Genomic DNA, 12,822 nt, shown 5'->3' on the forward strand with positions numbered 1-12,822 from the left:
GCGTTTCCTACATTATGCAGCAAGGAGTGTTGTACGGACAGCTACGTTATCGCCAAAACATTTGTAAATGATCGGCAGCATTTTTTTTGAACCGGCTTCTGAACGAAGAAACGTAATGCCGGGAAAGGACATTCCATATGAGTGATTCTACGTTGAAAGAGCTTTGGCAGCAGGTCGCAGAAAAGAAAAGCTGTGAAGCAAAACAGAAAGAACTGACCGCCCAGCGAAATGCGCTTGCTGATCGTCTGAAAAAGCTGGAAAAATCCAAGCTGGCGGAACAGGCTGATGTTGACCGTCTGGAAGGTCACAGCCTTGCCGCATTTTTCTATCAGGTCATCGGAAAAATGGATGAAAAGCTGGACAAAGAACGGCAGGAAGCCTATGCAGCCCGTGTCAAGTACGATGCGGCTCTCCATGACCTTTCTTCCGTTGATGCCGACTTGGAGCAGATTCAAAATAGGCTGGTAAGGCTGTCCGATTGCGAAAGGCGGTATCAGGCTGCTCTTTCTGAAAAGATCAAAAGCATCAAAGCCTCTGCCCACCCGGCCGCACAGCAGGTTGCGGAAAGCGAAAGCCGCATTGCCGCGCTGAAAGTCCAAAAGCGGGAGCTGCTGGAGGCCATCAACGCAGGAAAGACCGCCCTGCACACGGTCAACGAAGTTCTGGAAACCCTCGACAATGCCGAGGGCTGGAGCACATGGGACGTAATGGGCGGCGGTTTGATGGCCGATCTTGCCAAGTATGAGGAACTGGACAATGCACAGAAGCAGGTTGAACAGCTCCAAGTGGAACTGCGGCGGTTCAAAACCGAACTTTCCGATGTCGAGATCACCGCAGATCTTCAGGTCACGGTAGACAGCTTTTTGAAATTTGCCGATTTCTTCTTTGATGGCCTCTTTGCAGACTGGGCGGTTCTGGACCATATCAATCAGGCACAGAGCAGAGTAGAAAACACCAAGGGTCAAATCAAGCGAGTCCTTGCACTTCTGAAAAAGATGCGCGAAGATGTTGATGTCCAAATCGCTGACGAAAAAGAAAAGCAGGAGCAGCTTGCGGTGGAAACCGAGCTGTAAGGTTAGAGCGTTCGCTTATGTGATATACTCAATTCAATAACTCGGAAGTTATGGGAGGAAAGCTCAATGGAGGAACGGACATATCAGACCCGTTGCGGAACGATTCACTATTGGGTGAGTGTGTCAAACCCGGATACAATTACTCTTGCTTTTCTGCCGGGATTGACTGCGGACCATCGATTGTTTGATAAGCAGATTCAGTATTTCGAGAGCAGATATAATGTTATCGTCTGGGATGCGCCGGCACATGGCTCCTCATGGCCGTTTCGATTTGATTTTGATCTGTTCGATAAGGCAAAATGGCTGAACGATATCTTAAGCCGTGAAGGAGTCACAAAGCCTGTTATTATCGGGCAGTCTATGGGCGGATATGTGGGACAGGCTTATGCGCAGCTTTACCCAGACAAAATGACAGGCTTTGTCGCCATTGACTCTGCACCGCTGCAACGAAGCTATGTGACGGCAGTTGAACTTTGGCTTTTGAAACGGATGGAACCGGTATATGCTTACTATCCGTGGAAATGGCTCCTGAAATCGGGGTCGGAAGGCGTTGCCACGTCTGATTACGGTAGAAACCTCATGCGTGAAATGATGCTGACCTATGACGGCAATCAGAAACGCTATGCACAGATTGCCGGACATGGTTTTCGTATTCTGGCAGCGGCTATGGAGAAGGACCTGCCGTATGAGATCAAGTGTCCGGCGTTGCTGATATGCGGCACACAAGATCACGCTGGTTCGTGTATACGATACAACAAAGCATGGCATCGCAATACGAATATTCCTTTGACGTGGATCGAAGGAGCAGGACACAATTCCAATACAGACAAACCCGAACAGGTGAATCGTTTGATAGAGGAATTTGTTGCTGATATTTTATAACAGGCAATTTCCATTATTCGACCAACAAAATCAAACCATCCTTTCAGCGGACTACCCCAAAACGGTTGTCCGCTCTTTTCATGCCCGCGCATCCTGACAGGAGAACTGCCCGGCGAAACCGCCTGCGGGCGGCGTATGGAATGGTCAACGGGTCAACAGCTCAAAATGATTCCGCTTTGTGACCAGCAGCCCTTCCTTTTGCAGCTTGGAAAGTTCCACCGACATGGCGGCACGTTCCACGCAGAGAAAATCTGCCAGCTGCTGACGGTCAAAGGGGATGTCAAAGGAGAGGGATGACTGCCGGATGGACTCGGCGGACAGGTAGGACAGCAGCTTTTCCCGGGTGGTGCGCTTGCTGACATGGGTGATCTTATCGTTAAAAAGCAATATTTTGTTTGCCAGAACGCTGACCAGATTGCGGATGAGCTTCTGGTGATGGTCGCAGGCGGTGGGGCAGGAGGTGAGCAGCCGCTTGACGTTCAGCAGCAGGATCTCGCAATCCTCCTCTGCCACCACGCTGATGTTCAGGATGGCACCGGGGGTGGCGGCGTAAGGCTCCCCGAAAAAATCCCCGGTGTTGCACTTGGACAGGATGTTGCGGTGTCCCCAAAGGTCCTCCTGAATCACAAGGGTGGAGCCGGACAGCATGAGCCCCATGACCTCTGTGGAATCTCCGGCACGGAAGATGTAGGAACCCCGGGGCCGGGTGATTTTTGCCGCACTGACACAGTGCAGGATGGACAAGATCTCATCGTCGGTAAGCCCGGTAAAGAAGGGACAGTTCCGCAGAACAGGCAGATATTTTTGCATAAAGGCTCTCCTTGTTGGAATTCAAACATACAAGCTGCCTTTAGTATACTATAATAAGGCTGCAAATGCAAAAAACACCCCAAATTGGAGGAAATAGATATGATTCGGAAGATCATCCATATTGACGAAGAAAAATGCAACGGCTGTGGGCTGTGCGCAACCGCCTGCCACGAGGGAGCTATCGACATCATCAACGGCAAGGCAAAGCTGGTGCGGGAAAATTTCTGCGATGGCTTTGGTGACTGCCTGCCAGGCTGTCCCACCGGCGCGATCACCTTTGAGGAGCGGGAAGCCCCCGCCTACGATGAGGCAGCAGTGCAGGAGAACAAAAAGAAGAAGGAGCTGCAGGAGAAGATGAAACACCTCCATGAGGGCGGCTGCCCCGGCTCCCGGATGCGGATGCTGGAACAGCCGGAGGTCACTGCCGAAAGCGCAGTTTCTGCCCCCGTGCAGCCGGTCTCCCGCCTGCGCAACTGGCCGGTGCAGATCAAGCTGGCACCCGTCCATGCGCCCTACTTTGAGGGCGCAAAGCTCCTGATCGCAGCGGACTGCACGGCATACGCCTACGCCAATTTCCATCAGGAGTTTATGCGCGGCAAGGTGACTCTCATCGGCTGCCCGAAGCTGGACGCTGTGGATTACAGCGAAAAGCTCACCGAGATCCTGCGCAATAACGATATCCAGAGCGTGACCATCCTCCGCATGGAGGTGCCCTGCTGCGGCGGCTTGGAGATGGCAGCGAAAAAGGCGCTTCAGGTCAGTGGAAAGTTCATTCCGTGGCAGGTGGTCACCATCTCCATTGACGGAAAAATTCTGGATTAAAAGCACAGGGCAGAGCTATACCGCCTTTTAATGCTTCACGCATTTCCTGCCTTGCGGTAAAATACCATAGATTCCATAAGCGGGCGACCTGAAAAAGGCTGCTCGCTTTTTTATCGTCATCGCAGTATTTTTGCGGGAACAGCTTTTTGCCGGTAAGGGACAAAACTGTTCCGTAAAAATAGGTGCTCTTTACGAGAAAAAATCTTGAAACGCTTCTGTTATAATGTTACAATATGTGCTATATAATGGCATATATATTCAAAAAAGCTGCTGACAACCTGACGCGATCAATGCTGCAATGAACTTCTTGAAACTTGTGCAATGGAAATGAAACCGGAATGAGGCCGTCTGGGGCGGAGAAAGATTGGATAAAATGAAAAACTCTGGAATGAGCGAAACCATGCAGACCTTGACGCGGAAAAGCGCCTGTGTGGTGCTGAGCCTGCTGTTGCTACTGTCAGCCGTGCTCCCTGTGAAAGCTGCCGCGGAAACCGCCCCTGCAAAGGTTGTTCGTGTCGGCTCGTTTGAGGACACCTTCAACTATGTCAACGAGAAGGGTGCAAGAAAGGGCTACGGCTACGAATTGCTGGAGACCTTGTCCGGCTACACAGGCTGGCAGTTCGAGTATGTGACCTGCGACTGGTCAGACTGCTTCGAAAAACTCAAAAACGGCGAGATCGACATTATGGGCGGTATCTCTTATACGGAGGACCGCACCGAGGAGATGCTGTTTTCAGACGAGCCGATGGGAGTGGAAAAATATTACCTCTACGCCGATCTCTCACGCGCAGACATCTCCGCCTCCGACTTCAAAACGCTGAACGGCAAAAAGATCGGCGTTCTGATGGGAACGGAGCCGGAAGTGATGCTGACCGAGTGGGAAGAAAAATACGGCCTGGAAACGGAACACGTCAACATCTCCAACAACGATGATGTGAAGCAAAAGCTGGCAAATCACGAGATCGACTGCTTTGTTTCGCTGGAAGAATCCTTCTGGGCAGAGCGTGGCATCTCGACCATAACCCGTGTGGGAGAATCCGGCATCTACTATGCAATCAACAAAAACCGGCCTGATATCAAGGAAGAACTGGACGATGCAATGCGCGCGTTGGACGAAGCTGTGCCTTTTTATACGGCGGATCTGTATAAACGGTATTTCTCAATGGATTATACGCCCATCCTTACAGGGGAGGAAAAGGCGTGGCTCAAAGAGCACGGCACCATCAAGATGGGCTTTCTGACGAGTGACAGCGGCGTCAGCACCTTTGACCCTGCCACCGGGGAGTTTACCGGGGTAATCACGGACTATATTCAGTTTGCAGCAAATTGTCTGGGCAATCAGGAACTGGAATTCCAGCTGGTCGGCTATGACAGCAAGGAAGCAGAACTGGATGCGCTGAAATCGGGCGAGATCGACATGATCTTCCATTTCGACCAGAACCCCAATCTGGTGGAAGAGTATCACTTTGCCCGTACCAACACAACGTGGACCTCCAACCTGATGGCGGTCACGAACAAACAGCACTTTAACGAAAACAGTGTAAACCGCATTGCCGTTCCCCAAAACAAACTCTCCCTGAAAAAGTACCTTGCGTTTTATTACCCGCAGTGGGAGATCGTGGACTGCGATACACAGGAGGATGCGGCAAGGCTGATCGAAACCGGACAGGCAGATTGCTTTGTTACCGGGATCAGCAGTGAGGAAAATTACAGTAAGAAATACGGGTTTTACAGCGTTCCGCTGTTGAACCCTGTCAAATCCTGCTTTGCGGTCAATAGCGGAAACCGCAGCCTGTTGTCCATCCTGAACAAAACGATCAAGGCAATGCCTGTTAATATGCTTGCCGGCGCGCTTGCGATGTATAAGAGCTCCGCGCGGAAGGTTACCCTGAGCGATTTTATAAAGGATAACTTCTTTAAGGTTCTGCTGATCAGCAGCATTGCTGTTGCAGTTGTTCTGCTCACGATTTTGATGCTGCTCCAGAAGGCGCGTAAAGCCGAAGCTGCTGCAAGGAAAGCGGCAAACGATACGCAGGAACTGAATGCAAAATTGCAGGTCGCCGTGGAAAAAGCAGAGAGCGCGAACCGCGCCAAGTCCACCTTCCTGTTCAATATGTCTCATGATATCCGTACCCCCATGAACGCCATTATCGGTTACGCAGACCTTGCCTCCCGGCATCTGGACGCCCCTGCAAAGCTGGAAAAATACATGGAGAACATTCAGATATGCGGACAGAACCTGCTGGTGCTGCTGAACAATGTGCTGGACCTTGCCCGAATTGAGAACGACAGGACGGAGATCGAATATTCTGTTTCGGATGTCGAAAAAGATTTTCGTAACTGCATTGCGATGTTCCAGAATCAGGCAGACAGCAAGGGGCAGACGCTTACGGTGACAACACATCTGCTGTATCCGTATATCTATGCGGATGTTCCGCATCTGACCGAGATCTGCACGAACCTCGTCAGCAACGCGGTCAAATACACAGGTGCCTGCGGCACGATCCACTGTGATGTCACGCAGAAACCCGGCAAAAAAGAGGGTTGGTGCGACACGGTGATCACGGTTGCCGATAACGGTATCGGGATGTCGCAGGAGTTCCAGAAGCATATCTTTGAACCCTTTGAACGGGAACGCACTTCCACCGTCAGCAAAGTGGAGGGCAGCGGCATCGGAATGGGCATCGTGAAAAAGCTGGTCGAGCTGATGAGCGGCACCGTGGAAGTGGAGAGCAAGATCGGTGTGGGCTCCACATTTACTGTCACCATTCCCAGCCGCATTGCACCGCAGGAGGAAACACATGCGAAACGGGATACCACTTCTTCGGACAAAAAGAGCCTGCTCGGTGTGAAGATCCTGCTGACCGAGGACAACGACCTCAATGCAGAGATTGCCGCCGAACTGCTGCAGGAAGAGGGCTGCACGGTAGACCGCGCCAAAGACGGCGTGGAATGTGTGGATATGCTGGAAAAAGCTGCGAACGGAACGTATCAGCTGATCCTTATGGACATCCAGATGCCTGTGATGAACGGCTACGATGCAGCAAAGAAGATCCGGAGAATGGAAGACCCCCAAAAAGCGGATATTCCCATCATTGCCATGACTGCAAATGCCTTTTCCGAAGACAGGCAGGCGGCACTGGATGCCGGGATGAACGACCATGTTGCAAAGCCGATCAATATGAATGTCCTTGTGCCGACCATCCGGAAATACCTTTGATGCGGACAGAAAGCTGTGTATCAGGACGATACCGTATTGTGGAGCGTAAAAGCGAGTTGTGGATACTTTGAAGAAAGAGGATCGTAAAATGAACATTGAAGAACGGGCAGCGCAGGCTGCCGCATGGAAAGCCGCCGGACAGTGCAACTGCGCACAGGCGGTGCTGGAGGCATTTGAGGACAGGCTGCCGGTGGATACCGACACCCTGATGAAGCTGGGCGCAGGCTATGCCGCCGGCATGGGCTGCATGGAAAGCACCTGCGGCGCACTGATCGGCGCTGTGATGGTGGCGGGCGTTGCTACAGACGGCAAGGGCACGCCACGCATTTCCAAAGAACTGCTGCAAAACTTTCAGGATAAGTGCGGTGCCACCCTCTGCAAGGATCTGAAGGGTATGGAGACCGGCGCACCGCTGTGCCCCTGCCCGGAGTGCGTCCGCAACGCCGTGCTGGCATTGGGCGAGGTGCTGGGAGAGTAAGACGAAGAAAGTCTTGTTTGAAGGAGATATTTTGCGATGGAATACAAACGCTTTGGCAGTAAGATCCTTGTCCGCATCGACAAGGACGAGGAGATCCTTGAAAAAGTAAAGGAGCTTGCTCTGAAGGAAAAGATCCGCCTTGCCGCCGTTCAGGCGCTGGGGGCCACCAACAGCTTTACGGTGGGCGTATACAATGTGGCCGAAAAGAAATACTACGCCAACACCTTCAGCGGCAGCTTTGAGATCGTTTCGCTGACCGGAACCATCAACACCATGAACGGTGAATTTTACACCCATCTGCACATGAGCGCAGGAAATGACAAGGGTGAGGTGTTCGGCGGGCATCTGAACCGGGCGGTGGTCAGCGCCACCTGCGAAATGGTGGTCGATGTTCTGGACGGAACGGTAGACCGTGCATATGATCCGGTCACCGGGCTGAACCTGTTCAAATTCCCGTCTGTCAAAGAAAATGACTGCGCTGAAAGTGTTTTGAAGGAAAGTAAAATGAAGATCCGTAAGGCAGAGGAAAAAGATATTCCCCGACTTCTTGCGCTGCTGGGGCAGGTATTGCAGATCCATGCAGAGATCCGCCCGGATATTTTTATCTCCGGCACCACCAAATACACTGTCGGCCAGTTGGCAGAGCTTTTGAAGCAGGAGGATAAACCCATCTATGTTGCGGTGGACGAGGACGATGTGTGCATGGGCTACGCCTTCTGTCAGCTCAAAGAGCAGCCCTTTTCCACCAACATGGTGCCCTTCAAGTCCTTGTTTATTGATGACCTTTGCGTTGACCGGCAGGCACGGGGACAGCACATCGGAGAAAGTCTGTTTGAATATGTGAAGCAGCAGGCAAAAGAGCTGGGCTGCTATGAGGTGACCCTGAACGTCTGGGCGGGAAACACCCCGGCAGAGCACTTCTACGAAAAGATGGGCATGAAAACAAAGGAACGGCAGATGGAATATATCCTGTGAATGCGGACGCAGGAAGATGACCCGTTGGTAGAATTGTCGGAAAGAAATTGATGATAGAGATGAGGACAGAAAATGCCTATCAGACTGATCTGCAGCGACATTGACGGTACGCTGCTGCAATACGGCAGGAAAGAGCTGGAAGGATCTGCGCACCGAACCACACGGAAAACGGTTGCCCTGAGCGTTCCGGGCGCCTGTTTCAAGGGCATTGCGCTTTGACTACAGCATCAGCCCCAAGGTCTGGTCGCCGGAAAAAACGCCCTGGGAGGAGGAAAATATCAATGGATCGCAAAAAACTGGAACAGCTGATTTTTGACACCTGCAGTGTGGAGCCGGACTATCCCTGGATGGACACCCCGGAATCGGCGGTGTTCCGCCACCCGGGCAATCGCAAATGGTTCGCGCTGGTCACCACGGTGTCCCGCAGCAAGCTGGGGCTGCCCGGGCAGCAGCCGGTGGACATCGTAAACCTGAAATGTGCCCCCCTCCTCATTGGTTCCCTGCGGATGGAGCCGGGCTTTTACCCGGCCTACCATATGAACAAGGACAACTGGATCACGGCAGCGTTGGACGGCAGTGCACCGGATGACACGATCCGGATGTTGCTGGAAATGAGCTATGCGGCAACCGCGCCGAAGCTGCGGAAAAAGCCCCGGCCTTCTGCGGCTTGCCCCCTGCCATGACTGCGTGGGATGCGCAGTCCGGAAAAAATAAAGTACACGGAGGAAAAAAGCATGCTGACCTACACCTATGTTTCAAAGGGCAAGTTTGTCCTGATGGAAAAACCAAAGCCGGTGCTGCAGCACGAGCGAGATGCCATTGTGAAGGTGACACTTGCCAGCATCTGCTCCAGCGACCTGCACATCAAGCACGGCAGCGTGCCCCGGGCCGTGCCCGGCATCACGGTAGGCCATGAGATGGTGGGCATCGTGGAAGAAGTGGGCAGTGCAGTGACCAACGTGAAGCCCGGCGACCGGGTGACGGTGAACGTGGAGACCTTCTGCGGAGAGTGCTTTTTCTGCAAAAAAGGCTTCGTGAACAACTGCACCGATCAAAACGGCGGCTGGGCGCTGGGCTGCCGCATCGACGGCGGGCAGGCAGAGTATGTCCGGGTGCCTTTTGCGGATCAGGGACTGAACAAGATCCCGGACGGCGTTACCGACCGGCAGGCGCTGCTGGTGGGCGATGTCCTTGCCACCGGCTATTGGGCAGCGCGCATCTCTGAGATCACCCCCGAGGATACTGTGCTGATCCTCGGCGCAGGGCCGACCGGCATCTGCACCCTGCTGTGCGTTATGCTGCACAGCCCCAAGCGCATCATCGTGTGTGAAAAGGACGCAAGCCGCCTGCAGTTCATCCGTCGGCACTACCCGCAGGTGCTCACCGTGCAGCCGGAGGACTGCACCGCCTTTGTGCGGGCCAACAGCGACCACGGCGGGGCAGATGTGGTGCTGGAAGTGGCAGGGGCGGACTCCACCTTCCGGCTGGCGTGGGAGTGCGCAAGACCCAACGCCATTGTGACCGTGGTGGCACTGTACGATAAGGCGCAGACCCTGCCGCTGCCGGAGATGTATGGCAAAAATCTCACCTTCAAGACAGGCGGCGTGGACGGCTGCGACTGTGAAGAAACGCTGCGTCTCATTGCAGAAGGCAGGATCGATACCGAACCGCTCATCACCCATACCTATCCTCTGCGCCGGATCGAAGAGGGCTACGACCTCTTTGAACACAAGCGGGACGGCGTGATCAAGGTGGCAGTGGAATGCTGACAGCTGCCGTTAAGGCGAAGCACCAGCGCTCTGCACGATGCCTGCAGACGGGACCGTGAGACGATGGCTCCCAAAAACGTGGCAGCACGCGGAACCATTACCGTGGCCCATAGCATGTGAACCGATAAAGCGCCCCCGGAGAGCTTTTGAACTGTACTCTCCGGGGGCGTTGTTTTATTGCAGATCATATTTTGCATGAGGTTATTGTGGTGACGGGGGAAGGTGAACACAAGATATTGTTGCAAAAGTGTTATCTTTCCGTGAATTTTAGCACTCTACTATTGACAGTGCTAAAACTGTGTGCTATAACAAAGGCGTGCTCAGGAGAAAGGGGCATGAGGGAACCGCAAGGCTCCCGGGAAGACTCCGCTCCTGATGCACGATCTTGATTTTATACCCGACCCGAACGCCGGGATTGGAGGGTTGTTTTATGTTTATGCCTGCTGTTTTTCATGAGAACCTGTTCGATGATTTCTTTGATCCGTTCTGGAACGATGCTGCACTGGAGCGTGCAATGAACCGTGAGGCTCATGACACCTTTGGCAAGCGTGGCGCGAACATGATGAAGACCGATGTGAAGCAGACCGCTGATGGCAATTATGATGTTGCAGTGGATCTGCCCGGCTGCAAGAAGGAAGACGTTCAGATGGAGCTGAACGACGGCTACCTGACCATTCAGGCTGTCCGCAGCCACAGCAACGATGAGAAGGACGAGAAAGGCCGCTATCTGCGCCGTGAGACCTTCTCCGGCACCTGCGCCCGCAGCTTCTACGTGGGCGATGCAGTGAAGAAGGAAGACATCCACGCAAAGTTCGAGGATGGCATCCTGCACATCCAGCTGCCCGCTCCTCAGCAGCAGAAGGCTCTGCCGGAAAACCCCAACCTGATCGCAATTGAGTAAAACGCCGCGCGTGTGCACCAAGGCACAACGCGTATTTGCTGATCTTCTCAGCGCTTTCGGAATATAACAAAACCTCCCCGTGCGGCTTTATCCTGCACGGGGAGGTTTTTTGTTGATCGTCTGTTTTTACCGGCCGGTCTGCTGAGACATGCGGACAGGGAACGTCCGGGTTCAGCGGTTGTCGGCTGCTTCGGTCAGAACAAAGGTCAGCTCGGCGGTGGCGGCGCACTTGCCGTCCACCCACGCCGAAGCCTTGCCCACGCCCACCGGGCCGTGCTGCTCTACCAGTTCACAGTGCAGGGTGAGCACATCACCGGGGGTGACCTGTTTGCGGAAGCGGGCATTCTTGATGCCGCCGAAGAGGGCGAGTTTGCCCTTGTTCTCCGGCAGGCTCAGCGCTGCTACTGCGCCGGTCTGGGCCAGTGCTTCCAGAATGAGCACTCCCGGCATCACTGGCTGACCGGGAAAATGTCCGCAGAAAAATTCCTCATTGCGGCTCACGCACTTGCGGCCGATGGCCCACTGGCCCGGCTCGTAGTCCAGAATGCGGTCCACAAGGGCAAAGGGATAGCGGTGCGGCAGAAGCGCCGCGATCTCCTCGCTGTTCAGGGCGTTTGCGTCTGCACGCACGGTGCGGGGTTCTGCCATGGGTCAGCCCTCCCATCTGCGCAGGGCGATGCAGGCGTTGTGCCCGCCAAAGCCCAGACTGTTGCTCAGTGCGTAGGTCATGGCCTGCGCACGGCCAGTGTTCGGCACATAGTCCAGATCACATTCGGGATCGGGCTGCTCATAGTGGATGGTGGGCGGCGCAAACTGGTCATGCAGGGCCAGCGCCGTAAATACGGCTTCAATGCCGCCCGCACCGCCCAGCAGATGACCGGTCATGCTCTTGGTGCTCACCACGGTCAGCTGCTTTGCGTGTTCGCCGAACACCGCATGGATGGCGGCGGTCTCGCAGGCATCGTTCATGTGGGTGCCGGTGCCGTGGGCGTTGATGTGGTCCACCTGCTCCGGTGCGATGCCTGCATCCGCCAGCGTCAGCGCCATGCAGTCGATGGCACCTGCGCCACCGGGGGCGGGGGCGGTGAAGTGGTAGGCGTCGCAGTTGGCACCGTAGCCCACCACCTCAGCGTAAATGTGCGCACCGCGGGCACGGGCATGCTCCAGCTCTTCCAGCACCAGCACACCGCTGCCTTCGCCCATCACGAAGCCGCCGCGCCGCGCGTCAAAGGGCAGGCTGGCTGCATCCGGATCGGTCGCAGTGGAAAGCGCTTTCATGCTGGTAAAGCCGCCGATGCCCAGAGGGCTGATGCAGCTCTCTGCACCGCCGCAGACCATGGCGGTCTCATAGCCGTCACGGATGCGGTGGAAGGCATCGCCTACGGCATTGGTGCCGCCGGCGCAGGCCGTCACCGGGCAGGTGCACATGCCCTTCAGGCCAAAGCGGATGGCCACCTGTGCCGCCGCCATGTTGGCAATGGACATGGGCACGAAATAGGGGCTTACCTTTTCCATGCCCTTTTCTTCACCGCGGGTGTGCTGCTCCTCAATGGTGGGCAGACCGCCAATGCCGCTGGAAAGGATGACACCGATCTGTTTGGCTTCCGCTTCGGTGTCCAGACCGCTGTCTGCAACCGCTTCAGCGGCAGCAGCAAGGGCCAGAACGGTAAAGCGGGCCATCTTGCGGGCTTCCTTTTTGTCCACGATGGTTTCCGGGTCAAAGCCCTTCACCTCGCCTGCCAGCTTGCATTTGAAATCGGTGGTATCGAACTGGGTAATGGGGCCGATGCCGCATTTGCCCGCTTTGGCAGCGGCCCAGCTGTCGGCGGTGTTGTTGCCCAGCGGGTTCACGGTGCCAAGGCCGGTGATCACGACTCTGCGTTTTTCCATGA

13 protein-coding genes are annotated in these 12,822 nt (G+C 54.6%); 10 read left to right on the forward strand and 3 right to left on the reverse strand.

Annotation, left to right across the window (positions count from 1 at the left end; all coding sequences use genetic code 11):
- The first annotated feature begins 137 nt into the window (after positions 1 to 137).
- Positions 138 to 1,073: a hypothetical protein gene (locus ACKXF9_RS14445; RefSeq protein ID WP_418266594.1), complete on the forward strand. Its 936-nt coding sequence runs from the start codon at positions 138 to 140 to the stop codon at positions 1,071 to 1,073.
- Positions 1,074 to 1,139: 66 nt separating this feature from the next.
- On the forward strand, positions 1,140 to 1,955 hold the full coding sequence (locus tag ACKXF9_RS14450) for an alpha/beta fold hydrolase (RefSeq protein ID WP_418266595.1): 816 nt from the start codon (positions 1,140 to 1,142) through the stop codon (positions 1,953 to 1,955).
- 144 nt (positions 1,956 to 2,099) lie between these two features.
- On the opposite strand, the gene ACKXF9_RS14455 is transcribed toward ACKXF9_RS14450, so the two are convergent.
- Positions 2,100 to 2,765 carry a Crp/Fnr family transcriptional regulator gene (locus ACKXF9_RS14455; RefSeq protein WP_097772291.1) on the reverse strand — a complete coding sequence of 222 codons (666 nt, stop codon included), beginning with the start codon at positions 2,763 to 2,765 and terminating at the stop codon, positions 2,100 to 2,102.
- 99 nt (positions 2,766 to 2,864) lie between these two features.
- Between ACKXF9_RS14455 and ACKXF9_RS14460 the strand changes: the two genes are divergently transcribed.
- The 8 genes from ACKXF9_RS14460 to ACKXF9_RS14495 all read left to right on the forward strand — a co-directional run bounded on the left by ACKXF9_RS14460 (position 2,865) and on the right by ACKXF9_RS14495 (position 10,930).
- Complete coding sequence (locus tag ACKXF9_RS14460; protein ID WP_418266596.1) at positions 2,865 to 3,587, forward strand: 4Fe-4S binding protein; 723 nt, start codon at positions 2,865 to 2,867, stop codon at positions 3,585 to 3,587.
- Between the two features lie 373 nt (positions 3,588 to 3,960).
- On the forward strand, positions 3,961 to 6,807 hold the full coding sequence (locus tag ACKXF9_RS14465) for an ATP-binding protein (RefSeq protein WP_418266597.1): 2,847 nt from the start codon (positions 3,961 to 3,963) through the stop codon (positions 6,805 to 6,807).
- An 88-nt stretch (positions 6,808 to 6,895) separates the two neighbouring features.
- On the forward strand, positions 6,896 to 7,285 hold the full coding sequence (locus ACKXF9_RS14470; RefSeq protein WP_418266598.1) for a C-GCAxxG-C-C family protein: 390 nt from the start codon (positions 6,896 to 6,898) through the stop codon (positions 7,283 to 7,285).
- A 36-nt stretch (positions 7,286 to 7,321) separates the two neighbouring features.
- Positions 7,322 to 8,260 (forward strand): GNAT family N-acetyltransferase, encoded by a 939-nt coding sequence (locus tag ACKXF9_RS14475; protein ID WP_418266599.1) that lies wholly within the window; start codon positions 7,322 to 7,324, stop codon positions 8,258 to 8,260.
- Between the two features lie 72 nt (positions 8,261 to 8,332).
- A complete protein-coding gene (locus ACKXF9_RS14480; RefSeq protein ID WP_418266600.1) occupies positions 8,333 to 8,479 on the forward strand; it encodes a hypothetical protein in 147 nt (48 codons plus the stop codon).
- Positions 8,480 to 8,541: 62 nt separating this feature from the next.
- The gene (locus ACKXF9_RS14485; protein ID WP_418266601.1) at positions 8,542 to 8,943 is read left to right on the forward strand and encodes an MmcQ/YjbR family DNA-binding protein; all 402 of its coding nucleotides are present in this window, start codon (positions 8,542 to 8,544) and stop codon (positions 8,941 to 8,943) included.
- Positions 8,944 to 8,994: 51 nt separating this feature from the next.
- Positions 8,995 to 10,029, forward strand: coding sequence for an alcohol dehydrogenase (locus tag ACKXF9_RS14490; protein ID WP_418266602.1), 1,035 nt, complete (start codon positions 8,995 to 8,997; stop codon positions 10,027 to 10,029).
- A gap of 430 nt (positions 10,030 to 10,459) precedes the next feature.
- On the forward strand, positions 10,460 to 10,930 hold the full coding sequence (locus tag ACKXF9_RS14495; protein WP_418266603.1) for an Hsp20/alpha crystallin family protein: 471 nt from the start codon (positions 10,460 to 10,462) through the stop codon (positions 10,928 to 10,930).
- A gap of 171 nt (positions 10,931 to 11,101) precedes the next feature.
- On the opposite strand, the gene fabZ is transcribed toward ACKXF9_RS14495, so the two are convergent.
- Both fabZ and fabF read right to left on the reverse strand, forming a co-directional pair.
- Positions 11,102 to 11,578 (reverse strand): 3-hydroxyacyl-ACP dehydratase FabZ, encoded by a 477-nt coding sequence (gene fabZ, locus ACKXF9_RS14500; RefSeq protein WP_339395225.1) that lies wholly within the window; start codon positions 11,576 to 11,578, stop codon positions 11,102 to 11,104.
- Positions 11,579 to 11,581: 3 nt separating this feature from the next.
- Complete coding sequence (gene fabF, locus ACKXF9_RS14505; RefSeq protein ID WP_097774745.1) at positions 11,582 to 12,820, reverse strand: beta-ketoacyl-ACP synthase II; 1,239 nt, start codon at positions 12,818 to 12,820, stop codon at positions 11,582 to 11,584.
- Positions 12,821 to 12,822: the final 2 nt, after the last annotated feature.

The organism is Faecalibacterium sp. 9 (assembly GCF_048320955.1).
GTDB classification, from domain to species: domain Bacteria; phylum Bacillota; class Clostridia; order Oscillospirales; family Ruminococcaceae; genus Faecalibacterium; species Faecalibacterium wellingii.